Genomic DNA, 23,962 nt, shown 5'->3' with positions numbered 1-23,962 from the left:
GCCCCTTTGTCAAACCTGCGCCATCAGCGCAGGTCAAATCAGGCTGCAACGATGCGTTGGCAACGGTTAGGACGGACGCGCTGGTTTTCTAGGACTCCCGCGCAATCGGCACGGGTTGAGCCGCCCGACGGTAAGCTCTGGGCGAACATCCGAATCTTCTGCGGAAGCGGCGGGTGAAATAAGACGGATCCCCATATCCAACTTTCCACGCAACGTCGGAGATCGATCGGTGCACGGCATCTGGGTCAACCAGCAGCTCAGCCGCGCGGGAAAGCCGTGTGTCGTTGATAAACTCTGACACCGTATGCCCGGTCGGTTCAAACAACTGGTGAACCCGCCTCACGGACACGCCAAAATGCGCCGCAAGTTGTGCAGCGCGCAACTCAGGGTGATCGAGATGACGTCGCACATAGCTCTGCAACATCTCGACAGCGGTATGAGGCGCGGCCTCAGTCTTCTCGATCTGAGACAAGAGTGCGAGACTATGCTGGATTTGGCCGACCAAAGACACCCGGAACTGATCGTTCTCAGGGCTGGCGGTCAAAAACGCCTGAGCCAAACTCCAGATAATACTGGATAATTCCCGACCAGCGGCGGATCGGCTTAAGGCATGATGGCACACCAGATCAGCGGCAACCCAGTCCGATGGCAGTGCGATAGAAGCCAATTGGAAGGGGCTATCATGCCGGATGGCGAAAGGGGCGCGCGTATCCACGATAGAGATATCCATGGGCGCGATTTCTTGGAGATCCGATTGGGTCACGAAACTTCGGCCTCGGCTCAGCACATTCATGAACACCGTATCACCGGCCCGACGTCGGATATGGCTCGGCAGACGTCGAACCTCATGCCCATTCGACGTAACCATAGATACAGTCAAATCTGCCGCGGTGACTTGGCGTATCTGGCCGAAAAACCCGTCCTGTACCGTGGCGACGGGCTCTAGTTGGACGAAGGCCTCCTGAAGGCCATCGGCCCACTTTGAAAGGCCTACCTGCACATCTTCAGAGGTCACTTGCCACGTTTTCATCTGCCGGATTGTATCATGGCACCGCTGCTCAGCACAGGTTTAAGACCGCTGTTCTTCCTGCGTGGTCTCTACCGTTTACGAGGCATTCAGACACTTCGTCAGCCTGTCTCCTATGTCCAGTCGACATCCTGGCGCGGAAGGCTTGCCGACATCGGTGTGAGCTGATTGAGTAAATTTTCTTGAGAATACTGCTCGCGAACTTGAATTGGGCTATACCGGCGTCCAACTAGCGCTTCTTCCACGCTGCCAGCACACGTATTAGGATCGAAGGATTTTTTGGTCTTAGGAATATACGATAATTCTTCGATCTTTGATTGATAGGATCGTTCTGCCAGATGATGTAGGTGCAAGCAGTCTAACGTCTGATTTTCGCAAATTACTGGTGAGCGTCCTTCGGACGATCACACAAAAGAAAGCAAAACGACGGCTGACGGACTAGACTGTTGTCGGGAAAAAGTGCTCGCTGATATACGCAAAAACAACAAAAGCGCGGCTTAAGGCGCTTATTCTGTTGAGAGACGTTGACCAAATCTCAACTTACAAACACATAACGAACATTCAGTTGGTGCCGCAAAAGTTCTCACGCTTACGTCGAGATTTTAAATGGTTGCGGGAGTTCGTCACTACCGAAAGCGAATGACGGTGATCATTCCCGTATGATGAACGTTCAACTCATCTGTTCACAAGCCTATTTCATTTTTCCTATCGGCCCTATAGTTCTCAAGGGCTTCCCAGTCCTCTGCCGACAATCGGATCATATCGTTGATCGGAATCGCAGTGTAAGAGATTAACCGACGAAACATCTTGGCCCTCTCTTCTGGTCCGATAAGGTCTTCAATGTTCTGACCCATATGAATGATATTGTGCCTAAGGCCATTGTTCGGACCTGCCGCACTGCCTGGCTTACTCGTAAGGAGCTTAAAGTCCTCAAGAATGTCGTTGTAATCGTCAGCGTCCTTGGCGACATGTCGGGCGATCCGTTTTTTCACCTCGACCATCTTCCTATACTCAAATGGCGACGCAATGTACTCGATCAGATTCATTAACTGAATGAACTTCAGTGTTTCAGTCGAGGCCGTCAAAGCACCCGAGTAGAGGCGGAGTGCATGTCTGGCGATCATGCCGACTTGGCCACCTTGCACTAGTTCAACACAGGCAAATTGATCGAGTTCAAGACCCAAGCCTCTGACAAGCGCACTCGGCACGACCTCACCTGCAATCAGGTAGGATTCATTATCACTCAAAGTGTAAAATAGCCCAGCCGTGAAGCCGCTTTCTTTATGAAAACCAGATACATTGGGAAAGGTTTGCACGACCATGGGATTGCAGTAGTTTAGCCTTACTAAATCCATCGCCTGCTCAGCTTTGGCGGATGCTTTTTGAAGGCATTCCAAGTGAGACTCATGAGATGGCGGCAACAGAAAGGTTTCCCAATCGAGTTCTACTATAAATGCGATCAACACCCCTGAAAATAATTCATCGCGGTCGATTCCCGTGACCCCCGACTTGACCCAATGTAAGTCATCGCCTGAAATAGACGAGAGGTCCTTGGACATCATGTTTCTGTCGCGGATTTCTTGGTATCCACAGCTTGGCCACCAGACCAAATTCAAATCATCTGCGGACAACGAGCCCGCAGGGTAGACAACAAAGTCGTCACTTAGCTCCACAATTTGTTCACAGTGGAGCTTATCGACAGGCAAGAGGCACAGATACGAACCCGTGCGCAGGTCATCAAAGAAATAATTTATTGGATGACATAGACTGTCGAGGCTCAAAGGTCTGCTCCTGCTCTTTTTCGTCGGTGAAGGTCATATTGAACTACTTCTCTGCGGGCCGCATGAGCCCTTCCAAAGGCGATGCGCGACCAGTTCGTTCCGATTGAGAATGAATACTAACTTTCGCAAGCAGTCCATACCGATCAGCTTTTCTCGACTAACTCAATGAGTCTGAGGTACCGTTCATCCGCTTGAAGCACAGGTGCAGTCTCAACCACTAACTCCAATATTTTCGGTAGCTCGTAAGGCGGTCGGTTCAAGAATTGCGGCGTTACGGCGCTAAGCAAATCGAGTGTCTCTTCTGGGAACTGCACTGTAATGGGTTTGTCCTCACCAACTTCACGAGTAAATCGATAGAACGGATGGTGGTCAGTTTCGACTGGTACAAGGAAACGCTTCACAGCTTTGTACACGACAGGAAAACTGGCCCCAGTATCTTCAAGCATAGTGATCCACGACTCGACAGATGACGCGGTGCGATAGATACGTTCTCTCGGCCACACTTCATTTAGGAAAGGTGCTACCAGCCCAACCCATCCACCATCGTTCTTCTGGCCGACTTCCCCAAGCCACCAGATGAATTGGTTACGCGTATCACCAGACATGTCCCGAAGAACACGACGCATTTGCTGTTTATTGATACCGTCTTCCTCATCACGCCTGAACAGATACAAGAAACCCAACCATTGAGTTACGACTTTTGCCAAATCGCGATCCCATGTCTGGCTCTCAGCCCATGGTATGGCTTGCAACAGCAATGGCTTAACAAGGACTACCAGAGGTGACCACGGAACCCTATTGCTACACAGAAACCCGTTCCAAGCTGGTTCAGCAGCGGTGTGATCAAATGCCAACATTGGAATGAGCCGTTGTTCGACCCATTCTGGATCAACGTGCATCAACCAATTCAACTTGCTGAAGGTGATTGAAACAGCATGGTCTGAACCTTCACCCGGCGATCCGAACAACCGTTCAATACGGTTCTTGATGTGATCTGGGATCAGCGAGTTTTGTTCCTGCTTTTCGCCAGGTACAGCACGGAACAAAGCCTCCGCGCACATTCCCAGAGGCCCGTTAATGGCGTGTTGGTATGTGCGACGTGATTGGGGGATGACCTCACCGCCACGACTTATTTCTCCGATCCCGCTTTCGGTGGCGTTGTCACCACCATCGACAACGCCATCCAAGACGTTATCAAACACGGCCCAAATAAGCTCGTCATCGAACTCGATCAGCTTTGTGATGTTCTGTTCCAGCCACCGACAGATAGTGTGTCTCAATTCCACGATCACCGCATGAGGAAGGCGGCTAAGGCGGTGCAGCAACACCCTTCGGAGCCTTGGAGAAATATCATCAGGAAGCTCATTGATCATGGCTGACCAGAACACCTGTGGGTAGTCTTTCGCTCTGGCCGCAACCGACAACGCAGACAGAGCTTTGCGCGGGTTGGCTTTCACCAGTCCTGTGAATGGACGTTTCTCTGTGAAGCTGCCAAAGTCCCGTTGCAGGTCCTCTTTTGCACGGGGAATGATTTCATCGACGGCGAGATCAACCACTGAATCGGGAGTTTCATCCGTTCCAACATGGGAACCGTTTTCGGTGACTGTAGAGGTTGCCCATCCGTCGCTCCAGTTTTCGATGCTGTTGATGATAACAGCTAGACGTTCACTTTGATCGGCTGCAAGCTCACATCCCTGCATTTCCAAGTAACGTGCATATCTTGCGATAAACTCGTCACGCCTGCTTGGATACACATCTTCAGACCAGTAGCTTTCTTGGTCTGGTCCGTTGAGAATCCGTTCACCCAGTTGGTGACGAAGCGGTTCTGGAAATGCCGTCCACCTGTCAACCAGAAGAAAGACCAGTTCCCGCGCTACGTCGGTATCCCAGAATGTAGCTTGGTTTAGGGCAAGGACACGCTCACCAACCTCTTCAGGTGCGAACAAGTCTTCCTTTGACAAAGCGTAAAGGACCAGCTTCTTGAAGAAGAATTGATCTTCAATTGGCCACGTCAGGAAGTGTCCCAGTGCCACATCGGGTGTCGCCTGAACCAGTCGTTCAAACAGTTCAACGAAGTACTTCATTGCGTCGGCGGCTTCGTTATGCCGATCTTTGCCGTCCACCTCACGATCAGGGTAACAGGTTGGCGTGACAAAGTAGGTCGTACCAATATCTGACAGCATCCCTGAAGCGGCCTTCATCGCGTCTTCGAGCAAGCCAAATAACTGAGGAAGTACTTCGTCAGGTACGGTCAGATCATCTTTGTGACGTTCTAAGAATTTCACTTCGAATTGTCCAAGATGACAAAGTTCTATGTCAGGCCAGTCCGCTGTGGGAGGACGCGCTCCTGCTAAGCTGTAGGGTGGCTTGATATCCAACTTTGGTGCAGCAACTCGACCAAACTCACGCAGAACACTTGGAGACCAACCTTCATTCGCAACCCGTCTCTTCAGGTCAAACCAGTCACCATCCCATTCGCGATTTCTTGGGTCTTTGTGGTGATCGATGATCAAGCTCCAAATGCGCCGAACTTTGTGATCAAGCTCCTTGTCCTGACCCAGACGCCATTCTATGTGGTTCAGCATACGTGGATGCAGACCATTCTGCTTGATGGCCCACCAAGAAATAACAGGGCTGGATAGATGATCCCCGATCCATCGTAACAAATGCCATAGACGCGGCGGAACATTGGTGTGGCCGTCTGGCGTTCTGCCACCAAGTCGATGTGCATCAGTTGGGTTTTCATCGCCAAGTCGCCACGACAAAAGATCATCGTTGAAGGTTCCACGGCGATAGTCTTCATCAGTTAGGTTTTGAAGGTCATCGTCCAATCCATAAGCCACATTCGGCTCAAAGACCTCGGCATCATCACCATAGCCTTTGACCCGCTTCGCTGATCGAATGAAACCGCTGAATACGCAAACCCATTCTGGGTGAGTTGGATGCTGAGCATCTGCCAATAGTTTTGCACCAGGTACGGAACGCACCACATGCGCAACCTGACCGCGTTGGTATGGTAACAGTGACTTTGGGTCCTGCTCCGTTGTCGCAATTACCGCCCTTCGCCAGTCCCTTGGATCGTCTGCACGATCTGCCCATGCTTCCATAGTTTGCCAAAGATCAGGATGATCGGCGTAAGCAATTGCCGTGACGCCGCGATCACGCCACTTGGCTTCGATGTCTTCAGGTGCACCTTTGTCAAAAGCATAGATGCGTGTGCGATCAAACTGACCGTCATGGTTCAAACCTTGCAGCAGATATTTGATCGGTGGGTCTTCAGCCTGATAGCCGACCAGTACCACCGTGTAATGTTCCAGCAGATTTCGGATGAAATTCGTAGCCCAAGCTTCAGACAGGTATGCGCGTCCGAAATCAGCACTGCTTAGGACATATGGGTGATGGTCAGCGTCGGCATTCGCAAGCCGACCATGAAGGTAGGTGATACCTTCAACCGAACGTCCAAACGCCAGATCAGGAAAGGCGGGAGGTGCAAACGTTGGCAGTTCACCATCCATTTCGAACAGCAGATCAAAGTTCGTGGTGACGATCTGTGGTAAGCCGTTTGGACTGGTTGAGATGCGTTTGACCAAGCTGTGGTGATATCCAACTTGACCGCTTCCTGCCGAAGCCTGAAGTCGCTCTGTCACCAATGCATTCACCTCATCTCGACCGTATTCCAGATGAAGCAGGTTGAAGATTTGATCCAGCGGCATGTTCGTACCAGTTGGATCATCAATCCAAGGCTGGAACGCCCGCATGATCTCGGAGTTCTCAGGTGGATCGAAGAAATCGATCACATGCTGCGTAAGGCCAACGAAGCTCGGCATTCCAGACGGCAATGAAACACCAGCGCCGCAGAGGAAGACGACCCTGCCTGCGTCACTGCGTTCCAGTAGGACATCAGGTATGATTGGACCGTTTTCGTGGAATCTCATTGTTGATCTATCCGCTTTCGCGTCATCCAGCTAAGGTCAGATGAATTACCATTTTAGAACTCTTCAAACTGCCGTAGTTCCCACTCTTCAATCATTGATGAGTTGATTTGTTTTATCAGGTTGTTGATCTGAACATTCCTCGGCTTGCTTTCAGACATTGCAATCCGACGCTTGAGTTCAGCTTGAATTTCTCTCCACCACGGACCTTCAGCATCCAAGAGTGCGGGACGAAATTTATAGCGGTCTTTCATGCTCCCCACTACTGCCTGTTCATTGTGGCGTGATAGGCTGAGCCAGCTATCGACAAAGCTCACCGCATCAATGGTCGCCAATATCGGCACATCCAAATAACGCTGCTCAGGTGCATGGTTGATTATTGTGAGGTTTCCAAAGAAACGTATCCAGTCCTCAGTGAGAAATGTCAGAAGATGTTTGCCTGCATTTTCATTCAGCCAAGTTTGGTGCCATGCATCCATTCTCTTGACCAGATGATCCACCACCTGCCTAAACTTATCATCCTCACGCCCTATAAAACCAAGGCCGTCGTATGAATCTAAGTGACGAACAAACCTCTCGCTGACACCACGACAACGGTCATCCGTTAGCTGGGCAACGAACTTTTCATCAATGTATGTCTTCATCGCTGCAATCGTATCGGGAACTGTTTGATCGATCAGTTCGTGATCCGCCAGCATAAGGGATACGCCAACGACATGGAGAAATTCTCCAACTTCGACGTAGCAACCGTCTTTCAGTTGTGACTGCATATCTTCGACATCTGACCAGAACTCATGCTCCGAACCATCTGAGAAATCCCAGTCATAGAGGTGCCACAACCTCTTCCAGGACGGCCAAGACGCGACGCCAGCCACCTCGTCTGACTGGGCTAGTTCGGCATTCAATCGCTCCGCATCAACAACCCCAGAGGTAAGGATCGAAATCCATTGTTGGACAGTGACGACTGTCGTGATCCCATTGTGTTGTTCATATTTCTCAAAGACGCGCTGTTTAGGGGTGGGTTCCTTGTCTTTGTCGAATGAGAACTCATAGACATGACGGACCTCGTCCTTGCCTTCGTCATACCTGCCCAGCAAGTCTTGGGGCGTCAGAGTTGAGGTTTCGTCCGAAAGGTCGAGCTTGAACTCGATGAAGAAGATGAAAAACTGAATGATAAGGTTCTGAACCAACTTATCATTCTGGTGGTAGTCCACTTCCATTTTCTCAAGAATTGAAGCCAACTGCCAAATGAACTATCGTAGAGCCCTTAGGTTGTGAAACCCCGACCTGCCATACAGATCAAGGATATCATCGTGGTACTTCAACAAGCGTTCACGGGGTTCAGGCTGTCCGATCTCGGTGATGAACGATGCCAATGCACTGTCGGGATCGCTTTCAAGCAAGAAGGAATGCCCAACCACCTTTTCTTTGAAAGCCTGGAAATCTTTATCTTCCAAGTTATCAGTGTTTGCGCAAAGGATCACACGAGTATCACCATGCTCCACGAAGCGGTTTACCACGCCCAATAGTACGGGCATCGGAATTTGGCAGCGTTCCAAGTCATCAAGGACCAACAAGGCCCCATCCATGTTTTTGGCTGACTGTTCCAGTTGTGAAGTGGCGGCATCAACAACCTTATTGAGATTTGCAGTGCCACCTAGGATACCACCTGTACCCAGAGTTAGCGCCCCGCTGAAGACCGATCCAGCAAGTCCCATACCTTTGTGCAGGGTCTTGGTGGCCGTGCTGGCACTGGCATAGAAGAGACTAGTTTCAAGAGATTGGATGTCAGCAATACCAAAGACCGAAAGGTATATTGGTTTGCGATCCGTGAATGACTCATCGTCCAGAAGCTTCGTTACGAAATGTGTCTTTCCGCAGCCCCAACGGCCTTCGATCAATACTGCAAAATGTGGCTTTGACTTGGTGTTTGCCCAGTCCTTGAGAAATGTCTCCACCTCACCCCGATCAATGCCCATCTCAAGCTACTCGCCATTAAATTGAATAAAACACTGTATGACTGGTGCGGATAACCATGTCGATAATTGTTCTCTTCCAAGTGTTGAAAAGTCGATTCTTCCTTCTGTAAACCAGCATTTTCAACAAGGGACTATAGCACCGATGTGCAGGTGTATTATCGAAATCGTCAGCCTTATAAGTCTGGCACGGATGCGACCCATCCACGAACAAAGACATCACCATCTGCATCAATTTCACAGATTGCGTCCAGCCGTCCGCCTGGGCCAATCTCCACGTGCGTTAGAAATGCAGTAGCTTCATCGTCAGTTGGAATGCGGCAGATGGACCATGTATCTTGGTACCAGGAAGGAATGTTGTTGGCTGGGTAACCGAGGTAGGTTCTACTGGCTTTCTCATTGTCAATTCCCCTCATTACCGCCCGTAAGCCGTTGGAGTAGGACAAAAGGAAATCACCAGTCTGATGTTCTGGTGCAGTGTGGAACCCCGCACGATAGTAGTCATAACTAACATATCCCAAGCCGCCGATAACGACTAAACCAAGTATCTTTTTCAACATGAATTTGATCTCAACAAACTTCTGTCATTTATAGTCTATGTTTTTTGTTCGTTGATCAACAAGTCGCGGTGCAAAAGATCAGTCTTCTCACAAACGGTCGTTTTCAAAGTTCTTGAAATCTTCGGGGCGTGGGCTGCATCATACCCAAAAAACACACATTGGGAGCTTATCAAAAACCCCTATCGAAACGAATCACCAAACCTGATACGGTGCCGATGAGTTTTGAGAAGGAGACTGGATGAATATTGGTTACGCACGGATCAGCACGGACAACCAAGTCATGGACGCCCAGATCGCGGCGTTGAAAGATGCAGGGTGTGAGAAGATATTCACCGAGACCGCTTCTGGTGCAAAGAAGGACAGACCCGTGTTGGCAGAAGTGTTGGACTACCTGCGTCCCCATGCCGAAGACAAGCTGGTCGTTTTCAAGCTGGACCGTGTGGCCCGCAGTCTGCCACATCTGATTGAGATCATGGATCGGTTGAACCAGAACGGCATTGAGTTCCAAAGCTTGTCTGAGGCCATCGACACCAAGACACCTGGGGGAAGGCTCCTGTTCCACGTCATGGGGGCAATATCCGCTTTTGAACGGGACCTGATCATAGAGAGGACCCAAGCTGGTCTCAAGGCCGCACGGGAAAAGGGTCGGGTTGGTGGGCGTCCGAAGAAAATGACCGCCGATAAAGTGAACGCCGTCCGTGAACTGCTGGCAAATGGGATACCTGTCAAGGATGCGGCTGCTGCGGTAGGGGTGTCCGTACCAACTCTGTACCGATGGCTTCCTGGGGCCTCTAGGTCTTCGGTGCCATGAACTGGGGCGCTTCGAAATGGGCGAGTGGTGGTCTTTGCCGATCCTCGCAGTCCTTTGACTTGGAAGCGGATAACAGGGCCATGGGACCAAAGCCCGACGAGTTGTGTCTCAGTTGGGTTTAGACCTTCGAAATTGGATGTATTGAAACCCAGATACTATTCTGGTGAGACGTTTATCGGGCACTATTGAAGTGTGTCGGTTCGGCTTACCCATTTGAGACGATTGCACGCAGGCCCTCATAGTTCTTCCCATTACTCAGCGGGTGCACGTGGCGACGATCACGAATTTGTTCACCTAAGGTCAAGAGATTGTTCAGAACCAGCGGCAGTGGTTCGATTTGGGATGACAAACGCCCTGACGGCTGACAAAGCGGTTAGTTCAAACCGCCGGATCAATAACCGCTGGGGGCTTTCAGTGTGAGGCTAAGATTGAAGAATTTGCTGGTACTTGAGTTCAGAACCTCTTGTTTTGCACAACATCCAATCCCTCGAAGGTGCCTTTCCGAATGTCAGTTTCTCGATACTCACGCGATCTGAAATGCTTTCGAGCACCGCTGAACCCGTCATACCCAAACACGTGAATACGCACTACCGCGTCTTCGCCAAGTTGCAGGACTTCTCTCAGGGAAGCACAGGCTTCAATCTTCTCGCGCAGCGACTTTGACGGCATGTCCACGAAGGTAGCCGCTTCTCGAGTATCAAATATCCTTACCCGTCTTCTCTTACGCTGTGCGAGTTGTGGCACTCGCGAAGCATTAGAGGAAACGGTATGATATGCCCAACCCGTGGCACCTAGAAAACCTTTGATGCCAACTCGAACTTGGATTTCCAAATCAATGATTTCTCGCTTGCCAACGTTCTCAAAAGCGCATTGGAAGAGGCTATGGTTGTTTGTGAGCAAGTACTCAGCGATCTCTTCTGAGAACTTAATACTTGGCACCCAATAGTGGGCTTGTACCCACCAGAAAACACCTGATGACCCAACACCGAGAACCGCGCCAAGCAATACAAATCCGAGATCACTGAGTAATTCCATTCGAACTAGCTACATCGCATCTTGAAGCAGTGAAAGCTGAATACATAGCCCACGTTCGCCGTGCAGCATTTGGGAGATATGAGCTCTCTTTCAGCTTTCGCGGCAGGGAGGACCAACGGCTGGTTTTCGTTCATTGTAGTAATCGGCGCTGCGGTCCAGTTCATTTACAGAACGTGACCGGTTTCGTTGCCTTTGCCCGGCGGTGTGTGCCAACGATGTGGGATTTGGGTCGTTCAATTGTTGATCTTTGCTTCCCAAACGTGTGAAACTTTTCGGCAGACAGGCAGCCCAAGAATTTCACTATGCGTTTAGGTCATCTGATTAGAAAGGAACGCCTCCGGCAGGGCTATTCAATGGCAGCGGTGGCACGAAAGGCGGGTGTCAAACCTCACAGCATTACGAGCACCGAGTGTAGTTCTGCGACCGTCGCGACGATGAACAAAGTGGTCGGAGCATTGGGTTGCCGAGTGACATGGGGTGACTACCCAAATGGTGAAGCCCTGGGTGCAGCAATTCGCCAAGTGCGGCAACAGCGAGGGCGGACGCAACTGTCCCTAGTCGAATGTACCGGCGTGACTACCCGAACACTTATCGCCCTAGAGAACCAGACGAAGGGTAGGATGACTGTTCTTGAAGCTGTTATGAAAGAACTCAAACTGAAGCCCAAGGTCGTTCCGAAAAACCGGCGTTTGGTGCCAACAAAGAACGCCTCAGAACAGGATGTCGTATACACACCACGCGATCTGGCGGCGGAGGTTATCAGCCACTTCAAACCAACCGGTGTCATGCTTGAGCCCTTCCGTGGAAATGGGCAATTCTTGGACGCTTTCCCAGCTCGTGCCATTAGCCATTATTGTGAAATCGATGAGGGTCGAGATTTTTTTGACTGGCACCAACCCATCGACTGGATCGTTAGTAACCCTCCATGGTCCCAATTCCGGGCATTCAACATCCACGCCATGCGTCTTGCAGCAAACATCGTCTGGGTCATCCCGTTGGTACACTTCAGCGGGAAGGCGAGAATGAGGGATGTTCAAGAGATGGGCTTCGGTTTCCGCGAAATCGCTTTGCTGGACACCCCAAAAGACTGGCCTCAAGGAGGCTTCCAACTCGCCGCCTTTCATCTGAAACGTGGTTATAGTGGCCCAACGCGAACCTGTGTCCTGGGGGAGCGCAGATCAAATCAGTCCGTCAGTGCAGTGGTCTCGTGATGAAGCGCGCTTGGTCAATGCAAGGTGACGCTATGGTTGGAGCTTTTTGAGGCGGTTGGAACGCCTTCCTGCTTCTTGCCGTCGTCCCCGTGCCCGTTTCTCAGCTACCACCCGTCGGCTTTCCGCATTCTTCTGGTCAGACCGCCGCTTGTTCTGCTCAGACCGGGCACCGTAGCTCACGATTGGGATAGAGAAGCCCTCTGTGCCGTCCGTGAACTCCAGCTTCTGACCTGATGGGATAAGCGGCCCCACTTCACGCGATGTGTTCAACGTTTCCATGTCACGTTGTGCTAACAAAAGCCGTGTCCGATCACGCAAAGGCAAGTTCGAATAGCCTGGTGTTTCCTGGAGAAGACGACGGCGAGGGGCATCGTTGCAGTGGGTGTGTAAATCCTGAGGGCAGACACCAGGGGCGTCCATAAGTTCGATACCCTTCGAAGTGAACATCAGTCGTTCATCTTCATTGTACCAGGCCCGAGCAAAGATGTTCACGTGATTGATCTTGAAGAAGTCCAGACCAAGGTCGTCCAGGAACAAGCCGAAGTCGCACAGAGCATCTTCACGTGTCCGGCCTTTCAGACCATCCGTTGTCGTGCCCAGTGATGTGACCCGGATGCATCGACGGCAGTCACCCTCGGCGATCTGGGCATCACCATCGGCCCCATTGACCAGTTCTTCGAGCTTCCAGATGTAGTCCAGAATGTCCTCCCAGTTCTGTTGCAGGCTTTTGTTACGGTCCATGTGTTTGCGGTGAACACGGCGGTATCCTGGAAACTCTGCGTCCAGCAGTGATTGGTACAGATCATCGCTTTGCACCCGGACCAGACGATGCGAACAGACAACGAAGGCCCCGGTCTCTGGGAAGCTACATCCCAGTTCCATGCAAAGTCTTCGCAGGGCTGCTTTGTCGAAGAACTCGTCGCTGGATCGCAGATCGGGCTCAAAGGCACCAACCTCGACATAGCCAGCACCAGCGGCCTTCATGGCGTTCTGGATCGTCTCAAAGCTCTCACGGGCGATACCAACCACCCCGCGCTGGTCGTCGGTGAAGGGGGCGATGCCATGAACAATGGTCTCCATCGTCCATTCACCCATGCAATCGTCGAAAAACAGGCTGTCGAGATCAAGGTGCATGGATCGTGCTGTCAGGTGGCGTGCAATGGCACAGAGGGGCGACGTGGGTTTTGTGCTGCCGTCCAGCATGTTGATCCTCTCATAGAGGGCATTGCACTTGGGATCGTTTGAGCGCTTCTTGAGGGCCTTCAGTATGCGTTTCATGGCTTGCAGTTCCCGGAGCAGGTACGGCATCCGAAGAAGGCCCTCCGGGTTGCTCATGACGTAGGCGATGTATCTGGGCGAGAAGATCGTCTTGCTCAACAAGCGTTGCAGACGACCCTTCTCGGATGTTTTCCGGGCAACTTCGATTTCGTCACGATTGACCCGCCGTGTTTGGTTTCTTTGCTTCATATGCCTTGGCATCAGCCTGGGCACCCTGTGACGGACGCTGGGCTGGACGCTTCTGAGTTGATGTGCGTCAGCCACGGGGCATCAATCCACATGAAGTGGGTCTGGTCCGACATGACGTACCAGGCTGACGGGGTATTTAGGGGGTAATGGCGCAGACCGGCGACGTTGGCCGCTACGTATGCTGTGACGGTCTTGTTTCCCTAAATATTGGTGTCACCAATCGGGAGAGAAACGATGTCAGGAAACCGTCACACCATCAGAAACCTGGACCCAGAGCTTCTGGTCGAAGCCAAGGTACATGTCCTGCAAACCGGACGCCGGTCATTGGGCGAACTGATCAGCGATGCAATCGAATTGCTGATCGAGCACGAGACCCGTGACGATGAATTGGACCATGTTTGTGGCCAGTCGTCCGCCGCATAATGATGCGGCATTTGCATGTGATGTTTGGAGGCGGAATGCCCCAGTTTGTGCGTTTGAACATCGCATAACTCCTTTGGGATGTTACCAGGGATCGGACCTGATGGATGGCAGCGGTGAGTTTGCACCGCGCATCACAAAGCTAGGCGAATGGCTAACGTGATTCAATGAAAATGCAGGGTGTTTGGAAAATCGTGATCTGGCTTATCCTCTTGAAGAATAAATGAATTATTCGTCAAGAATGAACGACTTCTTCCTCAAGAATGGTTTGGTTCGCAGTCAGCCTAGTCAATAGAGCAAGGCCGATAGGGATCAGACCCTTCAGTCAAACACGATGAGCACGCGCTTCATTCTTGACGAACGAAGAGCGCCGAAATGAAACATTTCGAAACATCATCAATCCTGGTAGCTCAGCGGCATTACCAGACCTGCCACTTGACAGGTGGATGGCGCAGGCTTCGTCGGACGAGAACTCACTGACCGGCTTGTCTGACCCTCTGAATACTGAGGTTGCGGTAGTCAACGACAGAGGTCCGGTTCCCTTCTTCGCTTCCAGATCGATAGACCCCGAAACGCAGGTACGGGCGGTGTTGAGATGGGAACGTGACCGGCTGGTTTGTGACGAACGGCTGGCCGTTCACATAGATCGACATTTCACCTTGGTTGCTTGTGTCGATAAGGAACCGAAACTGATGCCAACGTCCAAACATGCCAGACGCTGGATAGAACTCCTTTACACGAACATAGTCAGGCTGATCATTATGCCCGCAGGTGCGGGCGCAGCCCTGCAAAAAGTTTGCCAGCAGATGGGTTCGCCCAAACTGGCGGAAGAAGAACATCAAAGGTGGTTTTTGACCGGTGTGTATCTGGAAGAAGGTTTCGCTGTCTCCATAAAAGCCCTCAACAAACCGCACCTGAAAGGTCACCTCATACACTGAGTTGCTGCGGAGGGCGTCCTCGGTCCGTATTTCTGCGCGTTCGCTGTGCGGCTTATCGAATATCCGACTGTGGGTTGGGTCGTTGTCTGTCGGTGCGCCACCTATGTCACCGTCAGCAATGGTGAAACGGACAAATCGAATGGCGCCTTGTTGCATCGCTTGCATTGATGACGGACGAGGAAGCCGTTGGGTAGCCTCGATAGCCTCTCCCAGGATGCCAGACACCTGGCGTTCCACAGATGCTGGAACCTTGTAGTTCTCCGCACTTGATGGGCCGCAGATCAAAAGACTAGCTGCATACAACGCGGCAATGACGAGTTTTGGAACGAAGTGCATGACGTGGATCATTGGCTGTTTCGGAATGCGTAGGCCCGGCCCGCCGCAAAACTTGCCGATAAGATCGCAATTTGCACCGCATGATGCAACAGGACATATGCGATAGGATTAACGCCATGTATCCCCGCTTTATACCCGTACAGCACTGCGTCCAAGTGCGCAGATGTCCAGAATAGCACGAACTGTATGAAGATCACGACGCCCCAGCCAATCACGACTTCGGATGTGCTGTAGGCCAACAACCCAATGCCCAGCCCGCCTACGACCGTGACGATGAGCAGGAGGGTGAGTTGCAGGCCGGTGAAGGAAATCAACAGGGTTTCAATCATCGCCATGATCCTTGGCTTTCACAGTTTGGGTACATGGCTCGACACAATAAAGGCCAACCAGATCATTAGGCGTCACCAGCCCGTCCGAGGCGGCGTAGATACGCTTCATTAGTTCCTTGCGCGGCACAACCACACCATCAGAGACGCGGCTGATGGTGGCTGTCGTCGTCCCTACGGTGGTGGCAAAAGATGCCATCGTTATCCCTCTCGAAGTCAGAAAGTCTTGCAGCCTCATGTTTTTACGCTCTTACGTATTTCGTAAGTGATTCGCCAGAGGCTTTCCGGCTGTAGGTGGGCTTCACCTGCCTTACAAAAAATGTAACACTGCAAAAGGCTTCACAGATGAGACAACGACCGTGGCACTCCACAACATGCTCAAACAGGCCAGAGAACAGGCCGGACTCACGCTTGAGAAAGCGGCTGAGTGCATCGGTATCAGCGGTGCCAGCTTTTCACGCATGGAAAACGGGCTGTCGAAAGTCACGATGGATAGGCTGGAAATGCTGGCCACTCTTTATGACGTGTCCGCATCGGCGCTGGTGGCAGGCAGCATTGTGACTAGGCTATCCACCATTGATCTGGACCGCCTCAAGCTGGTCGTCGCAGCTGTTCAGGAGGTGGTGAACGATTTGGGTGCCAACCCGTCCCCAGAGAAGATGGCGCTGGCAGTAAGTGAACTGTATCGATTGGAGATCAACTACATCGTCAATGACGCAACTGCTGAGTTCAGTCCGCAGAGGCATCTTGGGATAATTGAGGCGATGTTCACCGGGTAAGCAAAAGCATTGGCAAGCTATTGATAATTCCAGAGTCCGTGCCCAATTCAGTGGTACCGCGATGTTCCCTTGCCTAGATCAAAGATCAGGGCCGAACCACGGATAGGTAATACAATAGTGTAGTCGGCACACTTTGCCGAACCTTTCTGTGCGCATCCACAACAGGTCGTGAGGGTGGAAAACTCAGACCATAATTGTGGGTCTGATCATGGAATGCCAAATCTCTCTGGCGGAGAAATGCCGCCATAACAATACCTCCGAAATCAATGTTGAACTGATGGAACAAGCATTGCTGCTTCTCAGTCGGCTGCTTGGCCGACAGGCAGCATTGGACTTCGTGCGCGATCCCGGCATGCTTATCGGAGGAGATACAGAATGACTCGTTGCGCAATCTACTGTCGTTACTCAACCGACATGCAAAGTGACAGTTCACTTGTGGATCAAGAACGGGAGGCACGTGAATATGCCGAGAAGCAAGGGTGGAGTGTAGTAAAAGTCTACGCTGACGCCGCAATGAGCGGTGGTTCCGCGCGACGGCCTGATTTTGAAAGGATGAAAGCTGACGCTGATCTTGGAGACTTTGACGTAGTTCTTGCGGAGTCACTAGACCGTCTGTCTCGGAACCTTGCCGATATCTCTCAACTTCATGACGAACTTAGCTTTGCCGGAGTCCGTCTGTTCACCATCCAGTACGGTGAAATGAGCAAGATGCTGGTTGGCTTCTTGGGCACCATCGCGGATAACTTTGTCGAAGACCTTCGCGGAAAGGTTAAACGCGGGCAACGTGGTCGAATTTTGGATGGCAAGGCTGCGGGAGGACTTGGATATGGATACCGGGTCTCGTCACCTGGAGAACGGCTAACCGATCCCAAGGAAGAGGCCGTCATCCAGCGTATCTTTGAGATGTATGCAGACGGCATGAGCCCAAGGGCGATTGCAAAGACCCTAAATGACGAAGAGATTCCAGGACCTAAAGGCCGCATCTGGAAGGATACGACCGTTCGTGGTCAGCGTGACCGTGGTACAGGAGTCTTGAATAACGAAGCCTATGTTGGCCGCCTCGTTTATGGACGTACCCAGTACAGGAAGAACCCAAAAACAGGAAGGCGAGTTTCAAAGCCTCAGCCTGAGGAAAACTGGATAGTCACGGAGGTTCCGGAACTTCGGATCATCGATGATGATCTTTGGCAGCAGGTGAAAGACCAACAGACAAGAAACAGTATTGCGATGCCAAGGGACGACAATAACCTCGCACTTAACCGAAAACACCGGAAAGTACATCCACTGTCCGGTGTCTTGAGGTGCCGCGAGTGCGGTGGACCATTGGCGATTACGGCCAAAGATCGCTATGGCTGTTCAGCATATCGTGCTTCACGTGCCTGTTCGAACAGCAAAACCATTCTTCGGAAAGAAGTCGAAGCCAGGGTATTTGAAGGTCTGCACACCGGTCTGTTGAACTCAAAGTACTTAGACCAATTTACCGCTGAGTTTCAGAAGGAAGTCGAGAGGCTTCGCAAAACGTCGGTATCAGAACTGAGGTTGAAAACGAAACGTCTGGTAGAAGTGACCCGTCAGATCGATCGCATTGTCAATCACATCATCAGCGGTACCGACACTAAGAGCATCACCAGCAAGCTGAGTGAACTCGAAACCGAGAAAGAAACTTTGGAAGTCGAAGTGGCGCACCATGAAGAAAGGGACACGGTCATTCCGATCCACAATCTCGGGCAAGTCTACCGTACCAAGATCAAGCAACTGACCGATGGACTGAGTGATCCCGCGCTCCGTCAGCGTGCTATCGAAGCGATCCAGGACCTAATTGATCACATTAAGGTGACCCCAACAAACACTGGGTTTGATGTCGAGTTGCACGGTGAACTGGGTGCGATCATGGAAATGGCGGATGAGAACGAACGACGCCCCGCAGGTACTTCTGCGGGGCGTTCGTTGTCGGTGGTTGCGGGAGTAGGATTTGAACCTACGACCTTCAGGTTATGAGCCTGACGAGCTACCGGGCTGCTCCATCCCGCGCCAATTCGCGCTGCCTCATTTGTAACTTTATCTGAGGCGCATCATGTAGAGAGATACTTTGATGTTTCTTACTAGGTTTGGCGGTGACCTACTCTCCCACGTCTTAAGACGCAGTACCATCGGCGCGACGGCACTTAACGGCCGAGTTCGGGATGGGATCGGGTGTTTTGCTCGCGCTATGACCACCAAACCGAGAAAGAAACATCAAATTCAAGTCAAACTGCATTGTGCAGCTCTTCAGATCCATAAAAGTCTAGCTTCTACTGGATCAAATCAAGCCTATCGAACAATTAGTACCGGTCAACTGAACGCATTGCTGCGCTTACATCTCCGGCCTATCGACGTAGTGGTCTACTACGGTTCTCAGGGATACCTTGTTTTGAGGGGGGCTTCCCGCTTAGATGCCTTCAGCGGTTATCCTTTCCGATCATAGCTACCCAGCACTGCCATTGGCATGACAACTGGTCCACCAGTGGATCGTTCACCCCGGTCCTCTCGTACTAGGGGCAACTCCTCTCAAGTATCCTACACCCACGGCAGATAGGGACCGAACTGTCTCACGACGTTCTAAACCCAGCTCACGTACCTCTTTAAACGGCGAACAGCCGTACCCTTGGGACCTGCTCCAGCCCCAGGATGAGATGAGCCGACATCGAGGTGCCAAACGGTGCCGTCGATATGGACTCTTGGGCACCATCAGCCTGTTATCCCCGGCGTACCTTTTATCCGTTGAGCGATGGCCCTTCCACTCGGGACCACCGGATCACTATGGCCGTCTTTCGACTCTGCTCGACTTGTCAGTCTCGCAGTCAGGCTGGCTTCTGCCATTGCACTCAACGAGCGATTTCCGACCGCTCTGAGCCAACCTTCGCGCGCCTCCGTTACTGTTTGGGAGGCGACCGCCCCAGTCAAACTACCCGCCACACAGGGTCCCGGATCCGGATAACGGACCGCGGTTAGACATCAAGCAGAACAAGGGTGGTATCTCAAGGATGACTCCACCGAAACTGGCGTTCCGGCTTCAAAGTCCACCACCTATCCTGCACATGTTGTGCCTGATGCCAATGTGAAGCTGTAGTAAAGGTGCACGGGGTCTTTCCGTCTAACCGCGGGGAGCCTGCATCTTGACAGGCAATTCAATTTCGCTGAGTCGATGTTGGAGACAGCGGGGAAGTCGTTACGCCATTCGTGCAGGTCGGAACTTACCCGACAAGGAATTTCGCTACCTTAGGACCGTTATAGTTACGGCCGCCGTTTACCTGGGCTTCAATTCGGAGCTTGCACTCCTCCTTTTAACCTTCAGGCACCGGGCAGGCGTCAGACCCTATACGTCGTCTTGCGACTTCGCAGAGCCCTGTGTTTTTAGTAAACAGTCGCCACCCCCTGGTTTGTGCCCCCAGCCAATACTTGCGTAGAAACTGGGCCTCCTTCTCGCGAACTTACGGAGGTATTTTGCCGAGTTCCTTCAACATCGTTCTCTCAAGCGCCTTGGTATTCTCTACCAGTCCACCTGTGTCGGTTTAGGGTACGATCTTACAGTGGGGCTATTTCCAGGAACCTCTAAGCAGCCCATTCAATCCGATAAGGATGAACTACCCTCGAGATCCGTCACCACCACATGGCCCAGGAATATTAACCTGGTTCCCATCGACTACGCCTTTCGGCCTCGCCTTAGGGGTCGGCTTACCCTGCTCAGATTAGCTTTAAGCAGGAACCCTTGGACTTTCGGCGACAGGGTCTCTCACCCTGTTTGTCGCTACTCATGTCATCATTCTCACTAGTGATCTCTCCACCGGATCGCTCACGCGCCGGCTTCACAGAAAACTCCGAGCCTCCGGTACACTGCGAACAGTGCAAAAGAGGCATGGAGTTATATCACACTACGCTCCGCTACCATGCCTTACGGCATCCTAAGCTTCGGCTCATGGCTTGAGCCCCGTTACATCTTCGCCGCAGGACAACTTATTTAGACCAGTGAGCTGTTACGCTATCTTTAAAGGATGGCTGCTTCTAAGCCAACCTCCTGGTTGTTTTGGTCGTCCCACCTGCTTTCCCACTTAGCCATGAATTAGGGGCCTTAGCTGTAGGTCAGGGTTGTTTCCCTCTCCACGACGGACGTTAGCACCCGCCGTGTGTCTGCCATCTAGTACTCCCGGGTATTCGGAGTTTGGTTAGGATCAGTAAGCCTGTGGGGCCCCATTACCCATCCAGTGCTCTACCCCCCGGGGTATTCGGATGACGCTCTACCTAAATAGATTTCGCGGAGAACCAGCTATCTCCGAGTTTGATTGGCCTTTCACCCCTAGGCACAACTCATCCCGACCTTTTTCAACAGGTGTGGGTTCGGTCCTCCAGTAAGTGTTACCTTACCTTCAACCTGGTCATGCCTAGATCACTCGGTTTCGGGTCTGATCCATCTAACTCATTCGCCCTATTAAGACTCGCTTTCGCTGCGCCTACACCTAACGGCTTAAGCTTGCTAGATAGACCAAGTCGATGACCCATTATACAAAAGGTACGCTGTCAGCCCTCAAGGGGCCTCCAACTGTTTGTAGGCGTCCGGTTTCAGAAACTGTTTCACTCCCCTTGTCGGGGTGCTTTTCACCTTTCCCTCACGGTACTGGTTCGCTATCGGTCAGTAAGGAGTACTTAGCCTTAGAGGGTGGTCCCCCCATGTTCAGACAGGATTTCACGTGTCCCGCCCTACTTAATACGTTGAATCATGCTTCTTATACGGGACTATCACCCTCTTTGGTTGGCCTTTCCAGACCATTCTAACCACAATCATCACTCGGCTGATCCCCGTTCGCTCGCCGCTACTAGGGGAGTATCTGTTGATTTCCTTTCCTCCGGGTACTTAGATGTTTCAGTTCCCCGGGTTTGCCTTTATAACCCTATGTATTCAGGTTATAAATACCTGTTTCAGCTCATTATCGATTGCCGAAGCAAACAATAACAAACTGTCAGGTGGGTTGCCCCATTCGGAGATCAGTGGGTCAAAGCCTATTCTCGGCTCGCCACTGCTTATCGCAGAGTATCACGTCCTTCATCGCCTCTTACTGCCAAGGCATCCACCAAACGCCCTTCTCGCGCTTGATTTGATCCAGAAGAAGACAGGCTTCTTCTGCGACTGCGTCCTGCTTTTGTTCAGGAACAGTCATTAATCAAAAGAGTAAATTTTCCCAAATCCTACACGCTGGTTCAAAGTGTGCAGGGTTTATATTTTGGTTAGTTTACTTGACTTGGATTAATTCGTTTCATTCTGCCAATCAAATGGCTACGCTTCCGCACTTGGAAACGCAATGAAACAAACTGATGTTTGTATCTCTCTATACGATGTCAATTCATCCGATTGGATGATCAAACGCTGAAAAAGCGCTTGATGATCAAATCGAAAACAATGGTGGAGCGTATCGGGATCGAACCGATGACCCCCTGCTTGCAAAGCAGGTGCTCTCCCAGCTGAGCTAACGCCCCTGAAAACCAGAGTTAATGGTGGGTCGAGGAGGACTTGAACCTCCGACCTCACGCTTATCAGGCGTGCGCTCTAACCACCTGAGCTACCGACCCAAGACGGGCGGTAGCCCGTGTTATTCCATGAAGAGATATGAGGACGGCTTGGTACCGAGTGATCAGTATCCGAAGATCTGATCTATGTGCTTAAAGCACTGCTAAGTGTTTCATGAGATCAGCAAGCTGATCTGGCTAGAAACATCCTTAGAAAGGAGGTGATCCAGCCGCAGGTTCCCCTACGGCTACCTTGTTACGACTTCACCCCAGTCGCTGATCCTACCGTGGCCGCCTGCCCCCCGAAGGTTAGCGCAGCGTCGTCGGGTAGAACCAACTCCCATGGTGTGACGGGCGGTGTGTACAAGGCCCGGGAACGTATTCACCGCGTCATGCTGTTACGCGATTACTAGCGATTCCGACTTCATGGGGTCGAGTTGCAGACCCCAATCCGAACTGAGACAGCTTTTTGGGATTAACCCATTGTCACTGCCATTGTAGCACGTGTGTAGCCCAACCCGTAAGGGCCATGAGGACTTGACGTCATCCACACCTTCCTCCGGCTTATCACCGGCAGTTTCTTTAGAGTGCCCAGCCGAACTGCTGGCAACTAAAGACGTGGGTTGCGCTCGTTGCCGGACTTAACCGAACATCTCACGACACGAGCTGACGACAGCCATGCAGCACCTGTCACTGATCCAGCCGAACTGAAGGAAACCATCTCTGGTAACCGCGATCAGGATGTCAAGGGTTGGTAAGGTTCTGCGCGTTGCTTCGAATTAAACCACATGCTCCACCGCTTGTGCGGGCCCCCGTCAATTCCTTTGAGTTTTAATCTTGCGACCGTACTCCCCAGGCGGAATGCTTAATCCGTTAGGTGTGACACCGAACAGTATACTGCCCGACGTCTGGCATTCATCGTTTACGGTGTGGACTACCAGGGTATCTAATCCTGTTTGCTCCCCACACTTTCGTACCTCAGCGTCAGTATCGAGCCAGTGAGCCGCCTTCGCCACTGGTGTTCCTCCAAATATCTACGAATTTCACCTCTACACTTGGAATTCCACTCACCTCTCTCGAACTCAAGACTAGCAGTATCAAAGGCAGTTCCAGGGTTGAGCCCTGGGATTTCACCTCTGACTGACTAATCCGCCTACGTACGCTTTACGCCCAGTAATTCCGAACAACGCTAACCCCCTCCGTATTACCGCGGCTGCTGGCACGGAGTTAGCCGGGGTTTCTTTACCAGGTACTGTCATTATCATCCCTGGCGAAAGAGCTTTACGACCCTAAGGCCTTCGTCACTCACGCGGCATGGCTAGATCAGGGTTTCCCCCATTGTCTAAGATTCCCCACTGCTGCCTCCCGTAGGAGTCTGGGCCGTGTCTCAGTCCCAGTGTTGCTGATCATCCTCTCAAACCAGCTATGGATCGTAGGCTTGGTAGGCCATTACCCCACCAACTACCTAATCCAACGCGGGCTAATCCAAAGGCGATAAATCTTTCCCCCGAAGGGCACATACGGTATTACTCTCCGTTTCCAGAGGCTATTCCGTACCTTTGGGTATATTCCCACGCGTTACTAACCCGTCCGCCGCTCACCCGAAGGTGCGCTCGACTTGCATGTGTTAGGCCTGCCGCCAGCGTTCGTTCTGAGCCAGGATCAAACTCTCAAGTTGAAAAGCTATTGCTAGCTTATCCTTGACGTTGAACCTCTGCACATATCAACCTGCGATGCTTACTGAACACCACAGACCATTCTTTCTGTTTGTTGTGCTTAGGATTTCATAAGAAATCGAAAGCCGTCCAAACAGTGAAGCTGACCT

At 51.7% G+C, this 23,962-nt stretch carries 17 protein-coding genes, 3 tRNA genes, 3 rRNA genes and 1 pseudogene; 6 read left to right on the top strand and 18 right to left on the bottom strand.

Annotation, left to right across the window (positions count from 1 at the left end):
• Positions 1-88: 88 nt before the first annotated feature.
• The 6 genes from KIN_RS09980 to KIN_RS09955 form a co-directional block, all read right to left on the bottom strand.
• Complete coding sequence (locus KIN_RS09980) at positions 89-1,030, bottom strand: helix-turn-helix domain-containing protein (protein ID WP_159806473.1); 942 nt, start codon at positions 1,028-1,030, stop codon at positions 89-91.
• 680 nt (positions 1,031-1,710) lie between these two features.
• Positions 1,711-2,808, bottom strand: coding sequence for a hypothetical protein (locus tag KIN_RS09975; protein WP_159806471.1), 1,098 nt, complete (start codon positions 2,806-2,808; stop codon positions 1,711-1,713).
• A 143-nt stretch (positions 2,809-2,951) separates the two neighbouring features.
• On the bottom strand, positions 2,952-6,743 hold the full coding sequence (locus KIN_RS09970) for an SIR2 family protein (RefSeq protein WP_159806469.1): 3,792 nt from the start codon (positions 6,741-6,743) through the stop codon (positions 2,952-2,954).
• 53 nt (positions 6,744-6,796) lie between these two features.
• The gene (locus KIN_RS09965; RefSeq protein ID WP_159806467.1) at positions 6,797-7,960 is read right to left on the bottom strand and encodes a hypothetical protein; all 1,164 of its coding nucleotides are present in this window, start codon (positions 7,958-7,960) and stop codon (positions 6,797-6,799) included.
• Positions 7,961-7,993: 33 nt separating this feature from the next.
• Positions 7,994-8,719 (bottom strand): P-loop NTPase fold protein, encoded by a 726-nt coding sequence (locus KIN_RS09960; RefSeq protein ID WP_159806465.1) that lies wholly within the window; start codon positions 8,717-8,719, stop codon positions 7,994-7,996.
• 173 nt (positions 8,720-8,892) lie between these two features.
• Positions 8,893-9,276, bottom strand: coding sequence for a hypothetical protein (locus KIN_RS09955; RefSeq protein WP_159806463.1), 384 nt, complete (start codon positions 9,274-9,276; stop codon positions 8,893-8,895).
• Between the two features lie 238 nt (positions 9,277-9,514).
• Here KIN_RS09955 and KIN_RS09950 point away from each other — a divergent pair, with 238 nt between their 5' ends.
• Positions 9,515-10,087: a recombinase family protein gene (locus KIN_RS09950; RefSeq protein ID WP_159806461.1), complete on the top strand. Its 573-nt coding sequence runs from the start codon at positions 9,515-9,517 to the stop codon at positions 10,085-10,087.
• Between the two features lie 453 nt (positions 10,088-10,540).
• Here KIN_RS09950 and KIN_RS09945 read toward each other — a convergent pair whose 3' ends face one another.
• On the bottom strand, positions 10,541-11,122 hold the full coding sequence (locus KIN_RS09945; RefSeq protein WP_159806459.1) for a hypothetical protein: 582 nt from the start codon (positions 11,120-11,122) through the stop codon (positions 10,541-10,543).
• A 620-nt stretch (positions 11,123-11,742) separates the two neighbouring features.
• On the opposite strand from KIN_RS09945, the gene KIN_RS09940 reads away from it, so the two are divergent.
• A complete protein-coding gene (locus KIN_RS09940; RefSeq protein WP_159806457.1) occupies positions 11,743-12,333 on the top strand; it encodes a hypothetical protein in 591 nt (196 codons plus the stop codon).
• Positions 12,334-12,363: 30 nt separating this feature from the next.
• On the opposite strand, the gene KIN_RS09935 is transcribed toward KIN_RS09940, so the two are convergent.
• Positions 12,364-13,800, bottom strand: coding sequence for a hypothetical protein (locus KIN_RS09935; protein ID WP_159806455.1), 1,437 nt, complete (start codon positions 13,798-13,800; stop codon positions 12,364-12,366).
• 234 nt (positions 13,801-14,034) lie between these two features.
• Here KIN_RS09935 and KIN_RS09930 point away from each other — a divergent pair, with 234 nt between their 5' ends.
• On the top strand, positions 14,035-14,223 hold the full coding sequence (locus KIN_RS09930; protein WP_159806453.1) for a hypothetical protein: 189 nt from the start codon (positions 14,035-14,037) through the stop codon (positions 14,221-14,223).
• Between the two features lie 470 nt (positions 14,224-14,693).
• Here KIN_RS09930 and KIN_RS09925 read toward each other — a convergent pair whose 3' ends face one another.
• Genes KIN_RS09925 through KIN_RS09915 form a run of 3 tightly spaced genes read right to left on the bottom strand, consistent with a single transcriptional unit; the run spans position 14,694 to position 16,019 of the window.
• The gene (locus KIN_RS09925) at positions 14,694-15,506 is read right to left on the bottom strand and encodes a heparin lyase I family protein (protein ID WP_159806451.1); all 813 of its coding nucleotides are present in this window, start codon (positions 15,504-15,506) and stop codon (positions 14,694-14,696) included.
• Positions 15,503-15,823, bottom strand: a complete 321-nt coding sequence (locus tag KIN_RS09920) for a hypothetical protein (protein WP_159806449.1) — start codon at positions 15,821-15,823, stop codon at positions 15,503-15,505. The genes KIN_RS09925 and KIN_RS09920 overlap by 4 nt, the downstream gene beginning before the upstream one ends.
• Positions 15,816-16,019, bottom strand: coding sequence for a hypothetical protein (locus KIN_RS09915; protein WP_159806447.1), 204 nt, complete (start codon positions 16,017-16,019; stop codon positions 15,816-15,818). The genes KIN_RS09920 and KIN_RS09915 overlap by 8 nt, the downstream gene beginning before the upstream one ends.
• Before the next feature lie 160 nt (positions 16,020-16,179).
• On the opposite strand from KIN_RS09915, the gene KIN_RS09910 reads away from it, so the two are divergent.
• The 3 genes and pseudogenes from KIN_RS09910 to KIN_RS22680 form a co-directional block, all read left to right on the top strand.
• A complete protein-coding gene (locus tag KIN_RS09910; RefSeq protein ID WP_159806445.1) occupies positions 16,180-16,599 on the top strand; it encodes a helix-turn-helix domain-containing protein in 420 nt (139 codons plus the stop codon).
• A gap of 208 nt (positions 16,600-16,807) precedes the next feature.
• Positions 16,808-16,978 (top strand): hypothetical protein, encoded by a 171-nt coding sequence (locus KIN_RS09905; protein WP_159806443.1) that lies wholly within the window; start codon positions 16,808-16,810, stop codon positions 16,976-16,978.
• Positions 16,975-18,027: pseudogene (locus tag KIN_RS22680) on the top strand (recombinase family protein); the annotation flags it as partial. The gene KIN_RS09905 and the pseudogene KIN_RS22680, both read left to right, overlap by 4 nt.
• 99 nt (positions 18,028-18,126) lie before the next feature.
• On the opposite strand, the gene KIN_RS22425 reads toward KIN_RS22680, so the two are convergent.
• The 7 genes from KIN_RS22425 to KIN_RS09865 all read right to left on the bottom strand — a co-directional run bounded on the left by KIN_RS22425 (position 18,127) and on the right by KIN_RS09865 (position 23,815).
• The gene (locus KIN_RS22425; protein WP_243144885.1) at positions 18,127-18,330 is read right to left on the bottom strand and encodes a hypothetical protein; all 204 of its coding nucleotides are present in this window, start codon (positions 18,328-18,330) and stop codon (positions 18,127-18,129) included.
• A 223-nt stretch (positions 18,331-18,553) separates the two neighbouring features.
• Positions 18,554-18,630 (bottom strand) — tRNA-Met (locus tag KIN_RS09890).
• A gap of 75 nt (positions 18,631-18,705) precedes the next feature.
• Positions 18,706-18,820: ribosomal RNA gene (rrf, locus tag KIN_RS09885) — 5S ribosomal RNA — on the bottom strand.
• A 79-nt stretch (positions 18,821-18,899) separates the two neighbouring features.
• Positions 18,900-21,729, bottom strand: a 23S ribosomal RNA gene (locus tag KIN_RS09880).
• Between the two features lie 302 nt (positions 21,730-22,031).
• A tRNA-Ala gene (locus tag KIN_RS09875) sits at positions 22,032-22,107 on the bottom strand.
• Positions 22,108-22,123: 16 nt separating this feature from the next.
• Positions 22,124-22,200, bottom strand: a tRNA-Ile gene (locus KIN_RS09870).
• Positions 22,201-22,351: 151 nt separating this feature from the next.
• Positions 22,352-23,815: ribosomal RNA gene (locus tag KIN_RS09865) — 16S ribosomal RNA — on the bottom strand.
• The 16S, 23S and 5S rRNA genes sit together here with 3 tRNA genes alongside, the layout of an rRNA operon.
• Positions 23,816-23,962 lie beyond the last annotated feature (147 nt).

Source organism: Litoreibacter roseus (genome assembly GCF_009811795.1).
Taxonomy (GTDB): domain Bacteria; phylum Pseudomonadota; class Alphaproteobacteria; order Rhodobacterales; family Rhodobacteraceae; genus Litoreibacter; species Litoreibacter roseus.
Note: the sequence above shows the minus strand (reverse complement) of the source record. Positions and strands in the feature narration are given on the sequence as shown.

What these genes read in the sequence shown, in the direction of transcription:
- KIN_RS09980 (WP_159806473.1), bottom strand. Translation starts at nt 1,030, where the DNA reads ATGAAAACGTGGCAAGTGACCTCTGAAGATGTGCAGGTAGGCCTTTCA.
- KIN_RS09970 (WP_159806469.1), bottom strand. Translation starts at nt 6,743, where the DNA reads ATGAGATTCCACGAAAACGGTCCAATCATACCTGATGTCCTACTGGAA.
- KIN_RS09965 (WP_159806467.1), bottom strand. Translation starts at nt 7,960, where the DNA reads ATGGAAGTGGACTACCACCAGAATGATAAGTTGGTTCAGAACCTTATC.
- KIN_RS09960 (WP_159806465.1), bottom strand. Translation starts at nt 8,719, where the DNA reads ATGGGCATTGATCGGGGTGAGGTGGAGACATTTCTCAAGGACTGGGCA.
- KIN_RS09955 (WP_159806463.1), bottom strand. Translation starts at nt 9,276, where the DNA reads ATGTTGAAAAAGATACTTGGTTTAGTCGTTATCGGCGGCTTGGGATAT.
- KIN_RS09950 (WP_159806461.1), top strand. Translation starts at nt 9,515, where the DNA reads ATGAATATTGGTTACGCACGGATCAGCACGGACAACCAAGTCATGGAC.
- KIN_RS09945 (WP_159806459.1), bottom strand. Translation starts at nt 11,122, where the DNA reads ATGGAATTACTCAGTGATCTCGGATTTGTATTGCTTGGCGCGGTTCTC.
- KIN_RS09940 (WP_159806457.1), top strand. Translation starts at nt 11,743, where the DNA reads ATGACTGTTCTTGAAGCTGTTATGAAAGAACTCAAACTGAAGCCCAAG.
- KIN_RS09935 (WP_159806455.1), bottom strand. Translation starts at nt 13,800, where the DNA reads ATGAAGCAAAGAAACCAAACACGGCGGGTCAATCGTGACGAAATCGAA.
- KIN_RS09930 (WP_159806453.1), top strand. Translation starts at nt 14,035, where the DNA reads ATGTCAGGAAACCGTCACACCATCAGAAACCTGGACCCAGAGCTTCTG.
- KIN_RS09925 (WP_159806451.1), bottom strand. Translation starts at nt 15,506, where the DNA reads ATGATCCACGTCATGCACTTCGTTCCAAAACTCGTCATTGCCGCGTTG.
- KIN_RS09920 (WP_159806449.1), bottom strand. Translation starts at nt 15,823, where the DNA reads ATGATTGAAACCCTGTTGATTTCCTTCACCGGCCTGCAACTCACCCTC.
- KIN_RS09915 (WP_159806447.1), bottom strand. Translation starts at nt 16,019, where the DNA reads ATGGCATCTTTTGCCACCACCGTAGGGACGACGACAGCCACCATCAGC.
- KIN_RS09905 (WP_159806443.1), top strand. Translation starts at nt 16,808, where the DNA reads ATGGAATGCCAAATCTCTCTGGCGGAGAAATGCCGCCATAACAATACC.